Below are 22,463 nucleotides of genomic sequence, written 5' to 3' on the forward strand. Positions count from 1 at the left end.
CCGGCACCCGCTACGAGGCGATCCCCGACGACTGGAGTTGCCCCGATTGCGGCGTAACCAAGACGGACTTCTACTGCTTCGACGACTGACGGCCGGCCACGCCCAAGCCAGCCGCCTGAACAGCAGTTTTCAGGGATTCATCTGGACCGGGTTTCAAGCCAGGCCAGAAACTCCGCTTGCGGCATGGGCTTGCCAAACCAGTAGCCCTGCAGGTAATCGACCCCCAGATCGCGCAGCTTCTGCGCCGTCGCCGCATCCTCGACCCCTTCCGCCACGGTTTTCAGGCCGAACAGCTGAGCCAGGTTGATGATGGCCTGAACCATGCTGCGACCGGACGGCTCGTCGAGGCGGCGCACGAAACTGATATCGATTTTCAGTTCGTCGGCGCGCATTTCATGCAGCTGCGAGAGCGACGAATAGCCGGTTCCGAAGTCATCGATGGCGATGCCGAAGCCTGCCTTCCGCAGTTCAGTCACCCGCTCGGCGCCATTCTGCACGTCGCTCAGGGCCACGCTTTCGGTCACCTCCAGCACCAGCATGGAATGCTCGAGACCGCGCTCGTCGAACTCCCTCAGCAGATGCTGGGTGAACGAGGGCGTGAACAGCTGGCGCTTGGAGATATTGACTGCGAGCGCCACTTTTTCGCCCCGGGCATGCCACACCTGCGCGGCATCCAGACTGGACTTCATGATGTGCAACCCCAGTTCGCCGATCAGACCCAAGCTCTCGGCCATGGGGATGAAGGTACTCGGGCTGACCCAGCCGTATTCGCCGTCATGCCAGCGCGCCAGCACCTCGGCCGCGTGGCACTTGCCGCTGCGTGCATCGACGATGGGCTGGAACCAGGTTTCGATCTTGCCCTGATTGACCGCCAGGGTGAGGTGACTCTGGATGTAGAGCTCGCGCCGTCCCGGCTCGCTGCGCTCCATGTCCTGGAAGTAGCAGACCTGGTTGCGCCCCTGCGACTTGGCAAAGAACATGGCGCGATCCGCCTGCGAAAACAGCACCTCGATATCCACGCCATCGCTCGGGTAGACGACCGCCCCCATGCTGAAGGTGACGCGGATTTCGTTGCCGTCGAGGATCAGCGGAGGCTGCAGCGACTGGACGATCTTTTCGGTCACGTTGCGAATCGCATGCATCGACTGCATGTCCGGCAGCAGCAGCACGAACTCATCCCCGCCCCAACGCGCCAGGGTATCGCCGCTGCGCAGACTGGCACGCAGCCGCTCGGCGAACGTCACCAGCAGGCGGTCGCCGGCCTTGTGGCCGAGGGTGTCGTTGATGACCTTGAAATTGTCGAGGTCGATGAAGCAGACCCCCACCAGATGACGGTTGCGCTCGGCGATGCTCAAGGCATTCTTGATGCGGTCTTCCAGCAGGATGCGGTTGGGCAGCTCGGTGAGCGCGTCGTGCAGCGCCATGTGGGTGATCTGCCGCTCGTTCAGATAGGTCTGGGTAATGTCGCGCAACACGCCGCGGATGCCGGTCACTTTGCCGTTTTTGTGCGTGTTCGGGAGCAGCTGGCACTCGACCCAGGTTTCATGCTTGACCACCCATTGCGGACGCAGCCGGAAACGCAGGCTGATCTGCTGTTTCTCGCCCGCGAACAGGGTGTTCAGTTGCGTTTGCAGCATTTCGACGTCTTCGGCGTGAATGTCTTCGAATATCGATACGCCGATCGCGTCCTTGCGATGCACGATCTTGTTCCAGCCCGGGCTGGCGCGCAGGATGATGCCCGCCACGCTCAACTCGACGACCGCCTCTTCCAGCAAGGACAAGGTCTCCAGGTAATACTGCTGCTCCTGCGCCCGGCTCTGGATCGTCTCCATCATCTGCTCGAAGGCGGCGGCGGTTTCGCCGATTTCATCTGCATTCTGGCGCGCCGGTTCCAGTTCGGCGACCAGGGCTTCGCGCGTTTCGCCTTCGGCATACAGGCGGGCGCCCTTGCCCAGAGTCTCGATGCGATAGGCCGTCCGCGCCAGCCAGCGCCCCACCGAAAGCCAGATCAGCAGCGTCAGCAGCGCGATGGCGCTGCCGGTACGCAGGATGAAACTGGAATAGGGCAGTTGGTCGACGACCTCGCGATAAATTTCCAGCATCGGTCCGGCCGCAAGTTCGCTTGCCGCCTGCCCGTCTGACCAGGGCAGCTCGATGCGCAAGGTGTTTTCGCCGCTGGGCGGCGGCGTGTCGTGCGACTGGGCGACCAGCTGGCCGTGATAACTGAGCTGCAGGTGGGCCTGCGGAATGACGATTTCCCGCAAGGTCGAATTGGACAGGGATTTGAACAGGATCAGGCGCCCTTCGCCGCGCGGCCCGAGCCAGATCGGAAACTGGAACACACGGTAAAGCTGGTGGAATTGCGGCACATAAATCCATGTCGCCTGCTCGCCGAACAGGGATTTCAGCGAGTCCGATTCGGAACCGTGATGAAAGATCACCTGATTGCCGCCGTCCAGAATGAGCAGGTTCGAGAACTCGCTCAGCGTCCATTGGGCGTTCAGATAAGCGGTGAGCTTGGGTTGCGCTATCGCGTCCGGCTCTTCGAGAAAGCGCAGATATTCGAGACGGGACTGCGCCTGCTTGGCCGCGGTGGACCAGGCGATTTCCCGCCGCGGCAGCACGGCGCTGTAATGCTCCAGCAGCTGGTTTTGCTGTAGCGCGAGATCGCGTTCCCGGATGTTGGACAGGGTCCAGCTGGCCGCCAGCAAAATGATGACGGCGGCGATCAGGATGGTAAGCGCAAGATGCCAGTAGGCCTGCCGGCGCAAGCCTCCCGAGAAGAACGCCGTCAGGCGCTGCCGCAAACACGGTTCCATAATGGGCGTTCAGTGCCCGCAAGCGCTGCTCGCGCCGCGCCCGGCCGGATTGAACGGCCAGCGTATGCGGGCGACCCAGCGGACAGGTCGGGTAAGGAGGCAAACGAGCATGGGGTGCGGATCGCGTTCTACTGATTAACCCATTTATCGGCTATGAGTCCCTGAATACTCATCCCCGGGGGTAAAGGCACTTTCGTCTCGATCAGGAATTGCCTGCTCGCCTCGACCTCTGCAGGCTTGAAACGCCCGTCCGAGCTGAACAGATTGGGGATCCGCTTGATCGGATTGATCAGATCCTGCCGCAACTCCGCATCTTCCACCCCCAGCTTGGCCACGATCTCTTCGGCCTTGCGCTGCTGCATCCAGCGCAGGCTGCGCTTCAGCATGGCCGTCATCAGTTCGATCTGGTGCGGCTGACGCTCGACGACTTCACGCGGGCATGCCAGCACCGCACGGATGTGTTTTGCCCACCCCACACGGCCCAGCGCGCTGGGCTCGGACAGGCTGGCCAGTTGCAGACCGATTTTCTTGCGCACCAGGGTACCGGCCAGCGGCTCCTCGCAGAAAACCGCATCCACCATGCCGCTGACCAGGCTACCCTGCATGCCGGCCAGATTCTGGTTGGTCTGCACCCAGCGGACTTCGTTGCTGCGCACGCCGTGTTCGGCCAGCCAGAGCTCCAGCATTACCTGCAGGTAGGTTTTCGACGTCACGCTCCCCATCGGGATGCCGATGCTGCGTCCCCGCAGATCGCTCAGCTTGCGCACCGAGCTGGCCAGATCGGGCCGGATCAGCACCGAATAAGGCGGCACGCCGCTGCTCAGGACCGCAATGGCCGCAACCGGCTTGTGTTTGGCGATAAAGGCCGGCAGGGCGGTAAACGCGACCCCGGCAAACTGGGCATTGCCCGCCAGCGCATCTTCCAGCGCCAGAATGCCGCTCGGCAGGTAACGAATGGCCAGTTGCACGCCCAGCGCCTGGTCTATTCCCAGCTTCGGTATCAGTTCGATCGGCAGGAAGGGCAGCAGGTGCGGCCCGGGGATATTCACCCGGATGACGGCAGGCCCGGCATCCTGTGCGGCCTGGGCCCTGAAACCCCCCAGCATGGCTGAAGCAGCCAGGCCCTTGAGCATGGTTCGACGTTGCATCGCGTTCTCCCTCACTCATCCAGAGCCCGGCACGCTGCGAGCCGTTCCGCGGCGTCGGCGTATCCGGTCAGCACCGTCTGCAGGTGCCCCGCCAACACTCATTAACTTAATTTATTCTGATTATCCGACTCCATTGTAAAACACACCTCCCGGCCGCGTCTCCCTGGCGCATTCTTTCGCATAGCGCCGCCATTGGCGCTTGACCTTCCCGCCCTGGTAAAGCCAACGCTGTCTCCCACGGTAGATTTGACCGGGCAACAGGAGACGCTTCATGATCCAGTTCCAGATTCAGGGCATGCGCTGCAGCGGCTGCGCCAACAAGATCACCCAGGCCATCCTCAAGTGCGACGCTTCGGCTGTCGTGATGGCCGACCTCGAATCGCGCTGCGTCAGCATCGCTAGCGATCTGCCCGCCGCTTCACTGCGAAACATCATTTCGGCGCTCGGCTATCACGTAGGCGATCCAGGCTGACCCCGGCCCCGCCCCTGCGAAGAGGCTTGAACAAACGGCTTGACCCTCCCATGATAGGAAGGTTTACGGTGCAGTTATCGCATCGAAAAGGAGTTCGGCATGACCCACTTATCCGTAGCCATCCAGGGCATGACCTGCGCCAGCTGCTCAGCGCGGGTTGAAAAAATCCTCAAACAGTTGCCGGGCGTGACCGACGCCACGGTGAATCTCGCCACCGAGACCGCGACGGTGTCGGGCGAAACCGACGCCACGGTAGTGAAGCAGGCGATCGAGAAGGCCGGCTTCAGCGTACCGACCGAATCCTGCGCCCTCGACATCAGCGGCATGACCTGCGCCAGCTGTTCGGCGCGGGTGGAGAAGGCACTCGGCAAGGTACCGGGCGTGCTCGAGGCCAGCGTCAACCTCGCCACCGAGCAGGCCACCGTAAAGCTGGCGCAGGGCACCTCGCCCGCCGCGCTGATCGCCGCGGTCGAGCGTGCCGGCTACGGCGCGCAGCTGCCGGCGCCGGCGGGTACCGTACCGGCGGCACCCGCACGCGCGCTGCCCGACTGGTGGCCGGTGGCAATGGCAATGGCACTGTCGCTACCCCTGATCGCCCCGATGTTCGCCAGCCTGTTCGGCGCGCACTGGATGCTGCCGGGCTGGCTGCAGTGGCTGCTCGCCACCCCGGTGCAGTTCTGGCTCGGCGCGCGCTTTTATCGCGCCGGCTGGAAGGCGCTCATGGCCGGCAGCGGCAACATGGACCTGCTGGTGGCGGTAGGCACCAGTGCAGCGTACGGCCTTTCGGTCTACCTGCTGCTGGCCCACGCCGATGCGATGCATCTCTACTTCGAAGCCTCGGCGGTGGTGATCAGCCTGGTGCTGCTCGGCAAATGGCTGGAAGCCCGCGCCAAGCGCCAGACCACCGAAGCGATCCGAGCCCTGCAGGCGCTGCGCCCGGCCACCGCGCGCGTGCGCCACGACGGCGTCGACCGCGATCTGCCGATCGAAGCCGTGCGCGTCGGCGACGTGGTGGTGATCCGCCCCGGCGAGCGCGTGCCGGTCGATGCGGAAATCGTCGAGGGCAGCAGCCAGGTCGACGAATCGATGCTCACCGGCGAATCGCTGCCGGTCGACAAGCAGCCCGGCGACGCACTGACCGGCGGCGCGATCAACGCCCACGGCGTGCTGATCGCGCGCACCACGGCGGTCGGCACCGAGACCGTACTGGCGCGCATCATCCGCCTGGTCGAGGACGCGCAGGCGGCGAAGGCGCCGATCCAGCGCCTGGTCGACAAGGTCAGCGCGGTGTTCGTGCCGGTGGTGATGGCGGTCGCACTCGTCACCTTCGTCGGCTGGTGGGCGTATGGCGGCGAGGTCGAGACCGCCATCCTCAACGCCGTCGCGGTGCTGGTGATCGCCTGCCCATGCGCGCTCGGGCTCGCCACCCCGACCGCGATCATGGCCGGCACCGGCGTCGCCGCACAGCACGGCATCCTGATCAAGGACGCCGAAGCGCTGGAACTCGCGCACAAGATCAGCACCGTGGTATTCGACAAGACCGGCACCCTCACCGACGGCACGCCGCACGTCGCCGCCTGCGTGGCGGCCGCCGGCCATGATCGCAACGACGTGCTGGCGCTCGCTGCCGGCCTGCAGGCAGGCAGCGAGCATCCGCTGGCGCGTGCGGTGCAGGCCGAAGCGTCCGCGGCGGGGATCTCGCCGCGGCCCGCTCGCGCGCAGCAGGCGCTGCCCGGGCGCGGCATGGCCGGCGAGGTGGCGGGCGAAGACTACTGGCTCGGCAATCGCCGCCTGATGGACGAGAACGGCGTCGACATCACCGCGCTCGACGCCGCTGCCGCCGAGCAGGAAGCCGCCGGGCGCAGCGTGTCATGGCTCGCGCATGCCGGCGACCGTCGCGTGCTCGGCCTGCTGGCGTTCGGCGACGCAGTCAAGGCCACTGCAGCAACGGGGATGGCGCGCCTGAAAGCTCTGAACGTCGACACCGTGATGCTCACCGGCGACAACCGCGGCGCCGCGCAGGCGGCGGCGGCGATGCTCGGCATCGACCGTGTGCTGGCCGAGGTATTGCCGGCCGACAAGGCCGAGCACGTGAGCGCACTCAAGGCCGACGGCAAAACCGTGGCGATGGTGGGCGACGGCGTCAACGACGCGCCCGCGCTGGCCGCCGCCGACGTCGGCATCGCCATGTCCTCCGGCAGCGACGTTGCCATGCATACCGCCGGCATCACCCTGATGCGCGGCGACCCGGCGCTGGTGGCCGACGCCATCGACATTTCCAAGCGCACCTACGCCAAGATCCGGCAGAACCTGTTCTGGGCCTTCGTCTACAACGTGGTGGGCATTCCGCTTGCGGCATTCGGTTTTCTGAGCCCGGTGATCGCCGGCGCAGCGATGGCGTTCTCCAGCGTCAGCGTGGTGACCAACGCACTCACGCTCAAGCGCTGGCGGCCGGAAGGAGGGAGGAAATGAACATCGGCGAAGTCGCCCGCGCCAGCGGCGTGTCGGCCAAGATGATCCGCCACTACGAAAGCATCGGCCTCATCCGCACAAGCAGCCGCACCCTGGCAGGCTACCGGCAATACCATGAACGCGATGCCCACCTGTTGCGCTTCATCCGTCGCGCGCGCGACCTCGGATTCTCGCTCGCACAGATCCGGCAATTGCTGTTGCTGTGGGACGACCCCGAACGCGCCAGCGCCGACGTCAAGCGCCTCGCCAAGGCACACATCGCCGATCTCGATGCCCGTATCGCCGCGCTGACCGAAATGCGCACCACGCTGCTTGCCCTGGCCCGCGCCTGCCACGGCGACCAGCGGCCCGACTGCCCTATCCTGCAAGGGTTGGTCGAACCGGCCTCGCAGCAGGGTCACTGAGTGCAGAAACGTTCCGCCTACTCGTGCCCCACTGCGGTCGGAACCGGCGCACGCACCGGGCGGCCGTTCTTCTGCACCGGAGCAAAGCGCGTGGGACGGAACGCCTGCCGTCAAATACACCAGGCGGGACGACGCTCACCACCTCGACATCGTTGACGCGACCATCGGCTTCCAGCGTCAGCGTGGTGAGCAATGCCCTGCTGCTGCAGCGCTGGCACCCTGAATCCGAGTCGCCGGAAAAGACCGGGGGTAAAATCCGGGGCATGCTGAAAGCCTGTTCGGCAACATTCCAACCCTTGCGCCAAACGTGGCGACATCACGCAGGAGAATCAGAATGAAACGAATATTTTTTGCAGCCGCACTTGCCATCGTCACACCGGTACACGCGACCGATGTCGGCGTTTCCATCAGCGTCGGCCAGCCCGGTTTCTACGGACGCATCGACATCGGCGACTTTCCGCCGCCACACTTCGTCTATCCGGAACCCCTGATCATCGAGCGGGGACCGATACACCGCCCGCCGGTCTACCTGCACGTCCCGCCCGGCCACGCCAAGAACTGGCGCAAGTACTGTGGCCAATACCATGCCTGCGGCGAGCGCGTCTACTTTGTTCAGGATAGCTGGTATCAGAACGAGTACGTTCCGCGTTACCAGGAAAAACACCATGGCAAACCGGGCAAGAACAGCAAAGGCAACCATGGAAAAGACCATAACGGCCAGGGCAACAAGCACGGCCATGACTACGATGACTGATACCTGAAAACCCGGGGCAGGCGCGGCGATCAACGCCGATCCTGGCCCGCCCAGTCGTACACCACTTCGATCTGTACCAGCGCCCGCACCGGGCGGCCATTTTTCTGCGCCGGCGCAAAGCGCGCGGTACGAAACGCCTGCAGTGCCGATTCGTCGAACACGCCGGGCGGACTGGCGCTCAGGACTTCGAGGTCGCTGACGCGGCCGTCGGCCTGCAACTTCAACTGCAGACGCAGCTTGCCGGACACGCGCCGACGGTCGGCATCGGCCGGATAAACCGGTATCACTTCATGCAGCGCACGCGGATGCACATCGACATCGCGCGCGCTGTAGTAAGTGAGGTCGACTGCGCTGGTGATGGCGGTTGCCGGCGCGGGGGCTGGCGGCGGCACGGCAACGGCCGGCTCAGCGGACGCTACGGGATCAGCAGGCGCAGGTGCGGGAGCGGGTGGCACGTCCGGCGGCAGCGCCACTTGAGGCCGGGCGACCGGCAGCATATCCACAGCCTCGCTCGGCACCAGCCTGGGTGTTTCCGTCGGGACTTCCGGCGGGTTCGCTCCAGTTGCAGGTGGCTGGACAGCGGCCACCGATGCGGCCTGCCGCGACACCAGCCGCGCTTCGATCACCGTTTCGCCCAGGCTGACGGGTGCGGGCGGCGCCACCTGCACCAGCGCGATCAAGGCGGCATGCAGCCCCAGCGAAATCCACCCGGCAACCAGCACGCGTTGCGCGCGCGGCGAAATCGGCGGCAGGGTGGGCTCCTCGAAAGGCATGTTCATGAATCCACCCGCACGGCACGGTAAACGCGCTGCGCTGGCCTAAAATAGGCCGCAGAAAAATTGCGGGAATCAACCATGAAAAGACTCGTCATTGCGGCCGCCATCTTAGCATCGGCGCACGGCTGGGCCGGTGCGGGTAGCGCAGACGAAATCAGCCTGACCCAGCACACGCTCAAGGCCGCCGACGGCTCCGCGGTGCCGGTCGAGATCGCCACCCCGGCCGGCAAGGGGCCATTCCCGCCGGTGCTGTTCATCCATGCCAAGCGCGGCTACGAAGGCGACGAACGCGCCCACGTCCGCGAACTCGCCGCGCAGGGTTTTCTGGTGGTCGCCCCTGACTGGCAGAGCGGCCGCTTCATCGAACGCTGGCCGTCGGCGCACAACCCGGAGACCGAGCTCGATGTCGAAGCCGGGCTGGATTACCTGAAGTCGCTGCCGAATGCGTGCAAGCAGCCGGTCGGCGTGGTCGGCCTGTCGCGCGGTCCGTATTACGCGATCCGCCTGGCGGCCAAACGCGGCCCTGAACTTGCCGCCATCGTCAGCTACTACGGCCACATGCAGAATCCCAACGCACCGGAACCGGACCAGCTGTTCCGCATCGCGCCCGAAGTCACGCAGATCACGACCCCGATACTGTTCCTGATCGGCGACGCCGATTACGAACTGCGTCGCATGAACAGCGGTCGCGCCTTTTACGCCCTGTGGGAACGCGGTGTGCCGGTGGAATGGCAGGAATACCCGATGGCGCGGCGCGCGTTTGATTTCCGCCCGGATCAGACGCCCGAGGAAAAGATTGCGGCGCGGCATGCGCGCGAACGTGCGAAAAACTGGTTGATGAAGTGGATGCAGTTGACGCCCGACATGCGCTGCTCGTGAATCGCCCGTGCATGCGCCCGTTCCCCCGCCCCTCCTTGTCGAATCCTGTCCTGTACACATCATGACCGCACGCAAAGCCTCTTTCAGCCACGCCCTTTTCGGCTTGCTGCTCCTCGTCGGCACTGCGCAAGGCCAGGCGCAAAACCTGATTCCCGGCATGAAATCCGGCGCTTCCAGCCAGACGGCGGCCCAGAACAAACCGGATGCCGAGGCCGACTCGCTCGACGCGCAGGTCAAGACCCTCCAGCAACGGCTGGCCAAGCTGCAAAGCCAGATCCTGCAGGTTCCGCCAGTCGAGGCCAGCGACGCGGAATGGAATCAATACCTGCAGCGACAAACCAGCGAAGCGCGCACGCTGACTGCGCATGTCAACGCGCTGAACGATCTGGCGGAAGAGCGGCGCACCGAAGAAGACCGGGCTGCAGCCCGCAATACCTGGAAAGGATTTGGCCAGAAACCGCCCTACACCATCGAGCTGGCCGACAACTGGTGGGCGCAGGTGCGGCGCATCGGCCGCGAAATCGAAGCGACCCGGGTTGAGCAGCGTCTGATCGACAACATGTTCGAGCAGGAGAAAAAAAACCTGAAGGCGGCGCAACAGGCGAAGCGCCTGGCGGACGAACAGCTGCAGACCTCGGACGAACTCGCGCAGGCGGCGCGCTTGCGCTGGCTGGCCGAACTGGCCGGAGCCGGCAACCGCCAATCGGAAAACCGCCTTGGCCTGTTTGAAGCGCTGCGCAATTTGCAAGAAGAAACAGCGGCCAACCTGCAGACCCAGCAGCAATGGCTGGAGAGCAAGGCGACAGAGGCCAGCCGCTCGCTGACGTTCAGCCTGCAGGAAAGGGACCGGCTGCTTGCCAGGCTGGCCGAACAGTCGCAAGCGATCACGCAAAAGACCGCGCTGGCGGAAAAGGAGGAACAGCAGGCACAGACCGCGCTGGGCCGCATCAGGGCACAACTTGCGACAGGCCGGTCTTCCCCCGAGTTGCTGCAACAACTGGAAACCGCCCGCGTCGAAACCGACGTGGCCGATGGCAGGATGAGCTCGCTGCGGCTGCTGAATTACGGCAACAGCCTGATGCAACAAGCCTGGCAACAACGCTATCAGGGGATGCAGGCGCACGACAGCCAAACCGTCAGGCAATCCGAAAGCATGCTCCAGGCTTACCAGGCGCGGATGGGCGAATGGCGCAGCGCCGTGCGCGCGGATAGCGATCGGGTCCAGGCCAGCCTGGCCCTGCTGGGCACCCAGCTCGCGGAATGGAAACCCGGGCAAGGCGACCGGCAACAGGTCGAACGGCAATACCAGGCGTACCAGACGCGCGACGCCCTGCTACGGCAGAACCAGAGCCAGATTGAGCAGTTGGAAGGCATGCTCTACAACTGGCAGCAGATCGGCCAGCTCGCCAGCCAGGAACTGAGCTGGAGCGGCCGTCTGCGTGGCGCGTGGATCACGACCGCCGGCGCCATCACGGCCGTGTGGAATTTCGAACTGATCACCGTCGACGACACCATCGTGGTCGAGGGCCGCGAGATCACCGGCAAGCGCAGCGTGACCCTGGGCAAGCTGGTGCAGGTGCTGCTGATTCTGGTGCTGGGATTGTGGCTCACCGGCCGCATCAGCGCCTATGCGCGGCGCTGGATGTTGAAGCGGTATGCCGGCGACGAAAGCGCAGCGCTGCTATGGCTGCGGCTGGCCAGTATCGGCATGGGCGTCGGGCTGGTGGTGCTGGCGCTGATCACCGCGCATATTCCGCTCACCGCATTTGCCTTCATGGGTGGCGCGCTCGCCCTCGGCCTCGGATTTGGTGCGCAGAACATCCTCAACAACTTCATCAGCGGCATGATCCTACTGGTGGAAAAACCCATCAAGCTGGGTGACATCGTGGAAGTCGACGGCATCCGCGGCCGCGTACACGACATCGGCAGCCGCTGCTGCCAGGTGCAGCGTTACGACGGCATCGACATGCTGATTCCGAACAGCGTGTTCCTGGAGCGAACCGTCACCAACTGGACGCTGTCCGACCAGTTGCTGCGTTTTTCTGTGACAGTCGGCATCGCCTACGGATCGCCCATCGAAACGGCCATGCGGCTGGTGCGCGAGGCGGTGACCGACCATGCCTCCGTGCTCAAGGTGCCGATGCCGCTGGTGCTGCTGGAAGACTTCGGCGACAACGCGCTGCTGCTGCGCGTCGATTACTGGCTGGACATCAGCCTACAGGACAACAGCCGCCAGGTCGCCAGCGAAATCCGCCTCGGCATCGACAAGCGCTTCGCCGAACACGGCATCGCCATCCCCTTCCCGCAACGCGATGTCCATCTCGACAGCCGCGAACCGATCCGGGTGGAGATGGTGGCCGCCACCTGATGCACCCACCCAGCCCGTTCAACCCGCCCAGCCTGCTCAAGCCTGAAAGGAAACCGATGAAACCCGCGCAGCTTTTCCCCCTGCTGCTCGCTGCCCTGGTGAGCTCCCCCAGCGTTGCGGACGAACTCTACAAATCGGTCGACAGCGCGGGCAACGTGACCTACTCCTCCACCCCGCCGCAGGGCGTCAAGGTGGAAAAGGTGGAGGTCGCGCCACCGCCCAGCGAAGCGGAAGTCCAGGCCGCCGAAGCCCGCCTGAAAAAGAACGCCGCCCAGGCGGAGGAACTGGAAGCCGAGCGGCGGGAGAAGGAAGCCGTAGAGGCCGAGCGCGAAGCGGAATCCGAGCGCCAGCGGGCGGCGCAGCAGCCGGTGCAGCCGGTGGTGATTGAAACGCCGGTGTATGTGCCGCAGCCGGTGTATTACCCGCCGCCCGGTGCAGGCTTTCCGCCTGGCATGCCGACCAACAGACCGATCCCGATTGCACCGCGGCCGACGCCGCAGCCGCGCTGAGTTACCTGACCGTCAGCTCGCCAGCAACACGAACAGCAGGAGCAGGTTCAGGCCGATCGAGAGCGCCGCGACCAGCGGCCACGCGCCTGCCGCCGAACGCTCGATCAGCGGCGTGCGGCGGCGCAGCAGCGGATTGGCTTCGCCGCGTTCCAGCGCCAGCAGCATTTCCTCGGCCGTCTCGAAACGTTGCGCGGGATCGCGCGCAACCGCCTTCAGCAACACGTTTTCCAGCCACGGCGGAATGTCCGGCCGGGCCCGCGATGGCGGCGCCGGTTCGCCGAATTTGGGACGCTGGAACGGCTCGATTTCGCCGTAGGGGTACTTGCGCGTCAACAGGTGATACACGCTCACGCCGACGGCGTAGAGATCGCTCTGCGGGCTGGCCTCCGCGCTGTTGAAAAGTTCGGGCGCCATGTAGCTCGGGGTGCCGGGCTGGGCATGCAGTTCGCGTGTGTCGAGCGTGGGACAGCGCGCCACCCCCAGGTCGAGAATGCGCAGCTTGCCTGCGGGGTCGACATGCAGGTTGGCCGGTTTGATGTCGCGATGCACGATGTCGAGCCGATGCAGCGCAGCCAGGCCTTTCAGCACCCGGATCATCAGGGTGACGGCCTCCACTGGCGAGAAATGCTGGCCGGCGTCGAGCTTGTCCTGCAGCGTCGCGCCTTCGTGATAGCGCACTGCGAAGTACAGAAAGTTGCGGCCGGGCAGCGCCAGCACGTCGGGGAAATAGTGCGAATGCACCCGCTTCAGAAACCATTCCTCGGCCAGCAGCCGGCACGCCGCGTCGGCGTCGCCTGCGAGGATGGGCTGCAGGGTTTTGAGCGCCCAGCGCTGACCGGTTTTTTCATGCCGCGCGCGGTAGACCAGCGCGTCGCGCCCGTTGTGCAGCAGGTCCTCGATCACGAAGTCGTCGAGCCGGGCGCCGGCGTTCAGCTTGCCGGGCAAGGGCAGGTCGCGCGCGTCGCTCAGCGTGGATTCGTCCGTCCCCAGCTCGGCCACCCGCACCACCAGCGCGGTCGCATTGTCCTGCCCGCCCTGCGCGTGCGCCGCCTCGACCAGCGCATCCGCAACCCGCTGCGGCGCGTCGTGCAGCTTCAGCAGGCGGTGCAGGTCGAGCTGGCCGAGCGGCTCCCACACGCCGTCGCAGGCGATCAGAAAAACATCGCCCGCCAGCAGATCGCCCTCGCCGAAATCCGGCAACACGTGGGTGTCCAGTCCGAGCGCGCGCTTCAGCACATGCGACATGCCGGGGGTTTCCCACACGTGATCGACGGTCAGCTGCGCCAGCGTTTCGCCGCGCAGGCGATACAGACGGGTGTCGCCTACATGAGCGTAGTGAAATCTGCGGCCGCGCAGCACCAGACTGGTGAGCGTGGTCGCCATGCCGCCGGCATCGGTGCGCGACGCCGTCTGCCCCGACAGCCAGCGATTGATCGCCGCCAGCACTGCGCCCAGCGCGTGCGGTGTCTCCCAGGAGTCGGGGGTGGCGTAGTAGTCGGCGAGCAGATTGCGCACCGACGTCTCGGCCGCCTCGCGCCCGTGCGAGCCGCCCGACACGCCATCGGCCACCACCGCCAGCATGCCCTTGGTCGCCGCCAGCTGCGGATCGGCGGGCTCGACGAAACCGCCGAAGTCTTCGTTGCGCTCACGCGGACCGGTGGCGGTGGCGTAGCCGAAATCGAGTTTCAGGGGCATGGGGACGGGAGCGGTGAGCGGTGAGCGGTGAGCGGTGAGCGGTGAGCGGTGAGCGGTGAGCGGTGAGCAGGATTATAGGTTGGCGCGTCAGCACGACGCGCACACCGCTCCCCGCTTACCGCTTACCGCCCTTAAACCTTCGCCCCCGCAATCGCCGCCGCGCCCCAAGTGGTGCGCCAGCGCTGTTTCACCACGGTCAGCCCAAGCAGCGCGACCACACTCAGCCCGGCGAAAATCAACAGTCCCAGCTGATAGCTGCCGGTCTGCCCTTTGATGTAGCCCAAGCTCGCTGCCAGATAAAAGCCGCCGACGCCGCCGGCCATGCCGACCATGCCGGTCATCACGCCGATTTCCTTGCGGAAGCGCTGCGGCACCAGCTGGAACACGGCGCCGTTGCCAAAGCCGAGCGTGCCCATGGCGAGCATGAATCCTGCCAGCGCCAGCCAGGCGCTGTCCGCACCAAAGCTGACGACGACCAGAAACGCGGCGGCCAGCGAATACACCACCAGCAAGGTGCGGATGCCGCCGATGCGGTCGGCCAGCATGCCGCCCATCGGCCGCACTAGCGAGCCGGCGAACACGCAGGCGGCGGTGAAATAGCCCGCGTGCACCGGCGTCATGCCGTACTGGTCGTGGAAATAAATGGTGAGGCTGGAGGCCAGGCCGACGAAGCCGCCGAAGGTGACGAAGTAGAAGAACATGAACCACCAGGCGTCGCGGTCTTTCAGCACGTTCAGGTACTGGTGCAGCGATTTCGGCGGAGGGCAGTCGGGCGCGTCCTTGGCGAAAAAGAGGTAGACCAGAAACGCCACACCGACCGGAATCAGCGCGATGCCGAACACGTTGCCCCAGCCGAAGGCCACAGCGAGGCTGGGCGCGAACAGCGCCGCGAACACGGTGCCGGAGTTGCCCGCGCCAGCGATGCCGAGCGCTGTGCCCTGATGCTGCGGCGGATACCAGCGCGACGCCAGCGGCAGCGCCACCGCAAAAGCCGCGCCGGCAAAGCCGAGCAGCACGCCGAGAATCAGCACCTCGCGGTAACTGTGAATACCCGCCAGCCACGCCCACAGCAAGCCCGCGATCACCACCAGCTGGCCGATCAGGCCGGCCATTTTCGGCTTGAGGTGGTCGACCAGCACGCCCATCACGATACGCAGCAGCGCGCCCGCCAGTACCGGTGTGGCCACCATCATGCCCTTCTGGGCGGCAGTGAGGCCGAGGGTTTCGGCAATCTGCACGCCGAGCGGGCCAAGCATCACCCACACCATGAAAGCGATGTCGAAATAGAGAAAGGCTGATAAAAGGGTAGGCGTGTGCCCCGACTTCCAGAAGTCGCGTGTCATGGTGATGCTCCTGCCGAAGGGCGGATTTTCCGCCCGTATAAGTTATGTTTTTTGGACTACGGTCGTGCTGTTCAGGCTACCGCGCTGGCGGCCGCCACGGGGTCGAGCCACACCCGCCCCGCTTCGATCTTGACTGGAAACTCGCGGGCGCAGCCCTCGTCCGGGGGAACCGCGCAGCCGGCGATCAGTTCGATATTCCAGCCATGCAGCGGGCAGGTCACCCTGCGGCCGTGCACGATGCCTTGCGACAGCGGGCCACCCTTGTGCGGGCAGCGGTCTTCCAGCGCAAACACTTCATCGTCGGCGTTGCGGAACACGGCAATCGCGAGTGCGCCGTGATTCACCACGCGCGCGCCGAGCTTGGGAATCTCGGTCAAATCGCATACTTCAAGCCATTGGGTCATGTTGCTTCCTTGTTATTCAGAGTCAGTTAAAACGCGTCAAACCGTCAGCGCAGCAAACTCTTGCGCGTACTTGCCTTCCTGGGTGCGCTCCAGCCACGGGTCTTTTTCGACCGACAGGGCAAACACCAGGCGCTCGTACAGCGCTTTACGGCCTTCGTGGTCGTCGAGAATTTTCTTCTTCACGTAATCCAGCCCCACGCGTTCAACGTAGTGCACGGTGCGGTCGAGATAGCGCCCTTCTTCGCGGTACAGCTGCAGGAAGGCGCCGGAATATTCCATCACCTCGGCTTCGGTCTTGACCTTGATCAGGAACTGCGCGACTTCGGTCTTGATGCCGCCGTTGCCGGCGACATAGATTTCCCAGCCGGAGTCGACGCCGATGATGCCGACGTCCTTGATCGCGACTTCGGCGCAGTTGCGCGGGCAGCCCGACACCGCGAGCTTGACCTTGTGCGGCGCCCACATCTTGAAGAAGGCTTTTTCCAGATCAATGCCCATCTGCGTCGAGTTCTGCGTGCCGAAACGGCACCACTCCGAACCGACGCAGGTCTTCACCGTGCGCAGCGCCTTGCCGTAGGCGTGGCCCGACGGCATGTCGAGGTCGGCCCACACTTTTGGCAGGTCGGCTTTTTTCACGCCGAGCAGGTCGATACGCTGGCCGCCGGTGACGTGTACCGTGGGAATGTTGTACTTCTCGGCCACGGTGGCGATGCGGCGCAATTCCGACGGCGTGGTGTTGCCACCCCACATGCGCGGAATCACCGAATAGGTGCCGTCCTTCTGGATGTTGGCGTGGGCGCGTTCGTTGATGAAGCGCGACTGCGGGTCGTCCTCCGCCTCACCCGGCCAGGTCGAGATCAGGTAATAGTTCAGCGCTGTGCGGCAGCTGGCACAGCCGTTGGGTGTGCTCCACTGCATGAATTCCTGCACCTGCGGAATCGTCAGCAATTTGTTCTGGCGGATCGCGGCGCGCACTTCTTCGTGGGTGTGCTCGGTGCAGCCGCACATCGATTTGGTTTTCGGCGTGGCCGAATAATCGCCGCCCACCGTCACCGCCAGAATCTGCTCGACCAGACCGGTGCAGGAACCGCACGAGCCCGAGGCCTTGGTGTGCTTGCGCACGTCTTCCAGCGTGAACAGGCCCTTCTCGCGGATCGCCTTGACGATGTCGCCCTTGCACACGCCGTTACAGCCGCACACTTCCATGTCGTCGGTCATTGACGCGGCCTTGTTGATGCCGCTGTGGCCAAGGTTGCCGCAGTGGTCCTGGCCGAACATCAGATGGTCGCGCAATTCGTTGATGTTCTTGCCGTCGCGCAGCAGCGAGAAATACCACGCGCCGTCCACGGTGTCGCCGTACATCACGCCGCCGACCAGCTTGTTGTCGCGGATCACCAGCTTCTTGTAGACGCCGCCGATGGGGTCGGAATAGAGAATGGATTCGGTGCCCTCGCCGCCCATGAAATCGCCGGCGGAAAACAGGTCGATGCCGGTGACCTTGAGCTTGGTCGAGGTGACCGAACCCTGGTAGCGGCTGATGCCGTGCTGCGCCAGATGGTTGGCCACCACCTTGGCCTGCTCGAACAGCGGCGCCACCAGACCGTAGGCAATGCCGCGGTGCGCGGCACATTCGCCCACCGAATAAATGCGCGGATCGAAAGTCTGCATGGTGTCGTTCACCACGATGCCGCGGTTGCAATGCAGGCCGGAGGACTCGGCCAGTTCGGTATTCGGACGGATGCCGACCGCCATCACGACCAGGTCGGCCGGTGCGGAATCGCCGTCCTTGAACTTGATCGCGCAGACCCGGCCCGACTCGCCGCGCACCAGTTCCGCCGTCTGTTTCTGCAGCAGGAATTTCATGCCTTTTTCTTCCAGGCTCTTTTGCAGCAGGCGCGCCGCCGGTTCGTCGAGCTGGCGCTCCATCAGCCACGGACCGATATGCACGACCGATACCTGCATGCCGCGCTTCATCAGGCCATTGGCCGCCTCCAACCCGAGCAGGCCGCCGCCGATCACCACTGCGTGCTGATACTGGCTGGAGGCCTGAACCATCGCGTCGACGTCGGCGATATCGCGAAAGCCGATGACGCCGGGCAGGTCCGCGCCGGGGACCGGCAGGATGAACGGATTGGAACCAGTCGCCAGCAGCAGACGATCGTAGCCGACGCGCATGCCGTCCTCCGTTTCGACTGCGCGCGCGTTGCGGTCGATCTTCACCACTTTCTGGCCGACATGCAGCGTGATGTTGTTTTCGCTGTACCAGTCGAGCGGGTTCAGCACGATGTCGTCCACCGTCTGCTCGCCCGCCAGCACCGGCGACAGCAGGATGCGGTTGTAGTTGGGGTGCGGTTCGGCGCCGAACACCGTGACTTCGTACAGGTCTGGGGCGAGCTTCAGCAGTTCTTCCAGCGCACGCACGCCGGCCATGCCGTTGCCAACCATCACCAGCTTCATTTTCTTGGCGGGGGTGCTCATATCCATCTTGCTCTCAACTCCGGTATCAATAGGCTTGAGTTTATGTAAGCAAGAGCAATGCCATCCTCATAAATGCACGGGACGCATTGAATGAATTGGGATTTTTCCAGTGACCCGATTGCATCACCCCCTTGACGGGCACCAGATAAGTGCACGTATCAAGACTGCGCACCATATGGCGGCGAAACAGGATTTTTTGCCCATTTTAAGTGCGCGGTCATTTCGGTTCCACAACGTCGCGCAGCGGTTCTGCCTGCAAATCGAGCACCGCGACAGCACGGATGCACTCGTACTGGACCAGACGCCTTATTTCAGCGCATCTAAACCAGCCCGCTACCCGGATGGAAAGACCCGGTTTCTGTATCCCGATAAATTTTCCGCTAAAAAAAATTGCGGCCATGCCGTTATTGATTTCAGGGTTTACTCGTTCATCGGAGCTGGTATGACAATCAAAAGCGATATCGAAGAGGCCATTGCCGTGCATGGTGCCTGGAAAGCCACATTCCGAAATTTTCTGAGCGGTAAGGTTGAGCTGGATTTATCCAGTGTTGGCCGCGCCGATGCCTGTAAATTGGGTATATGGCTGAATGATGGGGGGCGCAGGAAGCTATCGCCAGAGAACTACGCTAAAGCCTGCGAAATGCATGACCGATTTCATCAAGTGGCCGGTGAGATTGTCCACAACATCAAGCAGAAAAACTTCGAGGCCGCGCGACAGTCACTTGCTTCGGGCGGCGATTTCGACCGGGCCAGCCATGCGGTATGCGCCTTTCTGCGAAAATTGACCCTGCACGACAACCACAAACCGGCAACGCCGACGCATGACGCCGCAGCGACCCCTGAAGCGACCACTCAAGCCACCGAAAAACGAGACTGAAGCCGCCGGCTGTACACAACGCGACCAGCAGCACACGCTCAAGCTCAACCGGATCGTTCAAAACAGCATGACCGCTCTATTTCTTCCCGGCTAGTTCCCTACCCCACAGCCGGTTTAGCCGCCAGCAACCGCTTCAACTCAGGCACGCATGATCCGCACTCGGTGCCGCATTTGAGCGTGGCCTGCAAGGCGGCAAGGTCGGCGCCGGCGGCAATGGCGGCGACGATATCCGGCTCGGCTACGTCGAGGCAGTTGCAAATGATGCGGCCGCGGCCGATGCCGCCCGCCGGCGGCTGCGTCACCGGCGCCAGTAGCCAGGCGCGCACGTCCATCGCGGAGGCGCCGGCGGCGATCAGATCCTTGAGCCAGTCCTGCGCGGCGGTTTCGCCGGACAGGCGGGCGCCGGTGATGACGCCCTCCTCCACCCGTGCCTTTTTCCAGATGCCGCGCCGCGCATCCTGGTAGTTCATGGTCAGCAGCGGATCGTCCAGCCCGAAGGCGGCGTCCATTTCCTGCACCAGCGCTTCCGGCAGCGGCCCGACGCTTGCCGCCTGGAACACCAGCACGGTCTTGTCGCGCCCGGTGAGGCTGGCGGTGGCGTAATCGAAGTGCGCCAGGAAGGGCTGCGCCCGCCGCAGCAGGGTGGCGCCGTCGCCGCGCCGCATGATCGCGCGCCGGTACGGCAGCTCGGTTTTTTCGACCTGCACCGCGCAATGCTTGAGTTCGGGCTGGCGCGACACCGGGTCGAACGCGTCCAGCGTCAGCGCGTTCACGCCCTGCCCAGCCATGAAGCGGCCGCCCCAGTGCATGGGCATGAAGGTCTGCCCGGCACGCAGTTCGTCGCTGGCCGCCACTTTGACGACCAGACTGCCGCGCCGGCTTTTCACCCGCACCAGTTCACCGTCGGCAAGGCGGCGGCGCGCCATGTCGCTGCGCGCCATCGACAGCAGCGGCTCTTCGACATGAGAATACAGCCGCGCCACCAGCCCGGTACGGCTCATGCCGTGCCACTGGTCGCGCAGGCGGCCGGTGTTCAGATGCAGCGGGTAACGCGCGTCGATGGCTTCGGACACCGGACAGTAGGCTGCGTTGTGGAAGCGCGCGCGGCCGCTGGCGGTGGGGTAGAGGCCGTCGGCATACAGGCGGACCGTGCCCGCATCGCTTCCTGCGGCAAACGGCCATTGCCGCGGCGCCTGTTCCAGCAGCGCATAGGATAGCCCGGTGATGTCGAGATCGCGCCCGCGCGTCGATTCGCGGTGTTCGTTGAAAATGGCCTCGGCGTCGGCGTACGGGAACAGGCGCGCACCCTTCTCCGGCAACAGCCGCCGCGCGAAATCGCAGACGATGGCCCAGTCGGGGCGCGCTTCGCCCGGCGGCGGCACCGCTGCATGGACGCGCGATATGCAGCGCTCGGAATTGGTCACCGTGCCCTCGGTTTCGCCCCAGCTCGTGGCGGGCAGCAGCACGTCGGCGTAGCGGGCTGTTTCGGTATCGGCGAAGGCCTCTTGCAGCACCACGCATTCGGCCACTTGCAAGGCCTCGTGCACCAGCGCCTGGTTCGGCAGCGACTGCGCGGGGTTGGTGCAGGCGATCCACAGCGCCTTGATTTCGCCGCGCTTCACCGCCTCGAACATTTCGATCGCGGTCTTGCCCGGCGTCGCCGGCACGTCGTCCACCCCCCACAGCGCGGCGACCTCGGCGCGGTGTTCAGGGTTGGCGAGATCGCGGTGCGCCGACAGCAGATTGGCCAGACCACCGACTTCGCGCCCACCCATCGCGTTGGGCTGGCCGGTGAGCGACAGCGGCGCGGCGCCCGGCTTGCCGATCTGGCCGGTCGCCAGGTGCAGGTTGATGAGGCTGGCATTCTTGTCGGTGCCGCAACTGGACTGGTTGAGACCCTGGCAATACAGCGACAGCGTCGGTCCCTGGGCGAACCATCGCGCCGCCTGCACGATGTCGGCCGCGGCGACGCCGCAGATCGGCGCGACTTTTTCCGGCGAATACTCGCGCACGCTGGCGCGCAGCGCGTCCCAGCCTTCGGTGTGCGCGGCGATGTAATCGCGGTCGATCAGCTCTTCCCACAGCATCACGTTGAGCATGGCGTGGAACAGCGCCACATCGGTGCCGGGCAGGATCGACAAATGCAGATCGGCCTCCGCCGCCGTATCGGTGCGGCGCGGATCCACCACGATCAGCTTGAGCGCGGGGTTGGCCTTGCGCGCCGCCTCGATGCGGCGAAACAAGATGGGATGGGCGAAAGCGGTGTTCGACCCGGCGATGAAAATCACCCCGGCGTGGTCGATGTCGTCGTAGCAGCCGGGCGGCGAATCCGCGCCCAGCGTGGCCTTGTAGCCCGCCACCGCCGACGACATGCAGAGGCGCGAGTTGGTGTCGACGTTGTTGGTGCCGATCAGGCCTTTGGCCAGCTTGTTGAAGGCGTAATACGCCTCAGTGGTGAGCTGGCCGGAGATATAGAAGCCCACCGCGTCCGGCCCGTGTTCGCGGATGACGGCGCCGAAAGTGTCGGCGACATGGTCGAGCGCCGCCGCCCAGCTCGTTTTCTGGCGCAATGCGGCGCGGTCAGTGCGCAATTCGGGATGGAGCGCCCGCCCGCCGGCCTGCGCCGACAAATGCAGGTTCGCGCCCTTGGTGCAAAGCTTGCCCTGATTGGCCGGATGCGCCGGATCGCCACGCACGCCGGTGATTGTTCCGGCTTCGGTTTCGATCAACACCCCGCAGCCGGTCCCGCAATAACAACAAACAGATGAAACGATAGACATGGACATACCTCGCGCGAAGAATAAAGCACGGCGGATGCCAGCTCATTTAATAAGCGTGGATTCATAAGCTTGGCAGGTTCGGCCCCACAATCGAACACATTGCGTGTTCGACAGGTGTGCATAACGCCTCCCGCATGCCACAAATTGGTGCACAAAGCCCCGAACAAACCACGAGCGCTCGCGAGTTGCTTCTTAATGAAGCACTCCCTGCTTCAACAACGCGCCGCATAACGTGTCGCCATTGACGCCTCAGTGGCCTGGATTTATCGCACCAGCACTGCGCCC

At 64.5% G+C, this 22,463-nt stretch carries 17 protein-coding genes; 9 read left to right on the forward strand and 8 right to left on the reverse strand.

Annotation, left to right across the window (positions count from 1 at the left end):
• A partial coding sequence (locus IV098_RS13470; protein ID WP_296890021.1) for a rubredoxin occupies positions 1-89 on the forward strand: 89 nt, incomplete at its 5' end.
• Positions 90-137: 48 nt separating this feature from the next.
• On the opposite strand, the gene IV098_RS13475 is transcribed toward IV098_RS13470, so the two are convergent.
• The gene (locus IV098_RS13475; protein WP_296889933.1) at positions 138-2,819 is read right to left on the reverse strand and encodes an EAL domain-containing protein; all 2,682 of its coding nucleotides are present in this window, start codon (positions 2,817-2,819) and stop codon (positions 138-140) included.
• A 128-nt stretch (positions 2,820-2,947) separates the two neighbouring features.
• Positions 2,948-3,967, reverse strand: coding sequence for an ABC transporter substrate-binding protein (locus IV098_RS13480; RefSeq protein WP_296888217.1), 1,020 nt, complete (start codon positions 3,965-3,967; stop codon positions 2,948-2,950).
• A gap of 271 nt (positions 3,968-4,238) precedes the next feature.
• Between IV098_RS13480 and IV098_RS13485 the strand changes: the two genes are divergently transcribed.
• The 4 genes from IV098_RS13485 (at position 4,239) to IV098_RS13500 (ending at position 8,069) form a co-directional block, all read left to right on the forward strand.
• The gene (locus tag IV098_RS13485) at positions 4,239-4,439 is read left to right on the forward strand and encodes a heavy-metal-associated domain-containing protein (RefSeq protein WP_296888215.1); all 201 of its coding nucleotides are present in this window, start codon (positions 4,239-4,241) and stop codon (positions 4,437-4,439) included.
• A gap of 99 nt (positions 4,440-4,538) precedes the next feature.
• On the forward strand, positions 4,539-6,911 hold the full coding sequence (locus IV098_RS13490; protein WP_296888212.1) for a heavy metal translocating P-type ATPase: 2,373 nt from the start codon (positions 4,539-4,541) through the stop codon (positions 6,909-6,911).
• On the forward strand, positions 6,908-7,315 hold the full coding sequence (gene cueR / locus IV098_RS13495) for a Cu(I)-responsive transcriptional regulator (protein WP_296888210.1): 408 nt from the start codon (positions 6,908-6,910) through the stop codon (positions 7,313-7,315). The genes IV098_RS13490 and cueR overlap by 4 nt, the downstream gene beginning before the upstream one ends.
• A 334-nt stretch (positions 7,316-7,649) precedes the next feature.
• A complete protein-coding gene (locus tag IV098_RS13500) occupies positions 7,650-8,069 on the forward strand; it encodes a hypothetical protein (RefSeq protein WP_296888208.1) in 420 nt (139 codons plus the stop codon).
• A gap of 29 nt (positions 8,070-8,098) precedes the next feature.
• Here the strand turns inward: IV098_RS13500 and IV098_RS13505 are convergent, their stop codons facing one another.
• Positions 8,099-8,848 (reverse strand): energy transducer TonB, encoded by a 750-nt coding sequence (locus tag IV098_RS13505; protein WP_296888206.1) that lies wholly within the window; start codon positions 8,846-8,848, stop codon positions 8,099-8,101.
• Between the two features lie 75 nt (positions 8,849-8,923).
• Between IV098_RS13505 and IV098_RS13510 the strand changes: the two genes are divergently transcribed.
• The 3 genes from IV098_RS13510 (at position 8,924) to IV098_RS13520 (ending at position 12,601) form a co-directional block, all read left to right on the forward strand.
• Complete coding sequence (locus IV098_RS13510) at positions 8,924-9,724, forward strand: dienelactone hydrolase family protein (RefSeq protein ID WP_296888204.1); 801 nt, start codon at positions 8,924-8,926, stop codon at positions 9,722-9,724.
• A 61-nt stretch (positions 9,725-9,785) separates the two neighbouring features.
• Complete coding sequence (locus tag IV098_RS13515; protein WP_296888202.1) at positions 9,786-12,092, forward strand: mechanosensitive ion channel domain-containing protein; 2,307 nt, start codon at positions 9,786-9,788, stop codon at positions 12,090-12,092.
• Entirely contained in the window at positions 12,092-12,601 is a 510-nt protein-coding gene (locus IV098_RS13520) for a DUF4124 domain-containing protein (RefSeq protein ID WP_296888200.1), read from the forward strand. Before IV098_RS13515 ends, IV098_RS13520 begins: the two co-directional genes overlap by 1 nt.
• A gap of 12 nt (positions 12,602-12,613) precedes the next feature.
• Here the strand turns inward: IV098_RS13520 and IV098_RS13525 are convergent, their stop codons facing one another.
• The 4 genes from IV098_RS13525 to nirB form a co-directional block, all read right to left on the reverse strand.
• Entirely contained in the window at positions 12,614-14,296 is a 1,683-nt protein-coding gene (locus IV098_RS13525; protein WP_296888221.1) for a bifunctional protein-serine/threonine kinase/phosphatase, read from the reverse strand.
• A 131-nt stretch (positions 14,297-14,427) separates the two neighbouring features.
• Positions 14,428-15,639 carry a NarK/NasA family nitrate transporter gene (locus tag IV098_RS13530; protein WP_296889935.1) on the reverse strand — a complete coding sequence of 404 codons (1,212 nt, stop codon included), beginning with the start codon at positions 15,637-15,639 and terminating at the stop codon, positions 14,428-14,430.
• Positions 15,640-15,710: 71 nt separating this feature from the next.
• The gene (nirD, locus tag IV098_RS13535) at positions 15,711-16,043 is read right to left on the reverse strand and encodes a nitrite reductase small subunit NirD (protein WP_296889937.1); all 333 of its coding nucleotides are present in this window, start codon (positions 16,041-16,043) and stop codon (positions 15,711-15,713) included.
• A gap of 36 nt (positions 16,044-16,079) precedes the next feature.
• Positions 16,080-18,527: a nitrite reductase large subunit NirB gene (nirB, locus tag IV098_RS13540; RefSeq protein WP_296889939.1), complete on the reverse strand. Its 2,448-nt coding sequence runs from the start codon at positions 18,525-18,527 to the stop codon at positions 16,080-16,082.
• Positions 18,528-18,696: 169 nt separating this feature from the next.
• On the opposite strand from nirB, the gene IV098_RS13545 reads away from it, so the two are divergent.
• On the forward strand, positions 18,697-19,398 hold the full coding sequence (locus IV098_RS13545; RefSeq protein WP_296889941.1) for a CZB domain-containing protein: 702 nt from the start codon (positions 18,697-18,699) through the stop codon (positions 19,396-19,398).
• A 98-nt stretch (positions 19,399-19,496) separates the two neighbouring features.
• Here the strand turns inward: IV098_RS13545 and IV098_RS13550 are convergent, their stop codons facing one another.
• Positions 19,497-22,178, reverse strand: a complete 2,682-nt coding sequence (locus tag IV098_RS13550) for a molybdopterin oxidoreductase family protein (RefSeq protein ID WP_296889943.1) — start codon at positions 22,176-22,178, stop codon at positions 19,497-19,499.
• Positions 22,179-22,463: the final 285 nt, after the last annotated feature.

Origin of the sequence: Thiobacillus sp., assembly GCF_018780105.1 — a bacterium.
Taxonomy (GTDB): Bacteria; Pseudomonadota; Gammaproteobacteria; order Burkholderiales; family Thiobacillaceae; genus Thiobacillus.